This window comes from Bradyrhizobium sp. CCBAU 51745 (assembly GCF_028128715.1).
GTDB lineage: Bacteria > Pseudomonadota > Alphaproteobacteria > Rhizobiales > Xanthobacteraceae > Bradyrhizobium > Bradyrhizobium manausense.
The window spans coordinates 1-280 of the sequence record NZ_LBJP01000013.1; the positions used below are offsets into that span (position 1 = coordinate 1).

Consider the following 280-nt stretch of genomic DNA (forward strand, 5'->3'; position numbering starts at 1 on the left):
GATCCCACCTATGCCGACGCCGTGCTCGATCGCCTCGTCCACAATGCCCATCGGCTCGACCTCACCGGTGAGAGCCTGCGCCGAACCCGGCAATCCGCCCGAAAGACCTGAGCGCTGTGGACATGCCGCTGCGCTTGGACAACGCAATCGCGTTGCCCACATGCCCACAGCAACCGCAGAAGAAGAAAAAAGGTTGAAGTCGCGATTACAGATTGACCGCGCGGCTTGACCGATGCCAGAGAACCAGCCGGCCAGAACGCCTCGCCGCTGGGCGAGATCA

At 62.5% G+C, this 280-nt stretch carries 1 protein-coding gene; it reads left to right on the top strand.

What is annotated here, in order from left to right:
- A partial coding sequence (locus XH98_RS12860) for an ATP-binding protein (RefSeq protein WP_271618797.1) occupies positions 1 to 111 on the top strand: 111 nt, incomplete at its 5' end.
- Positions 112 to 280 lie beyond the last annotated feature (169 nt).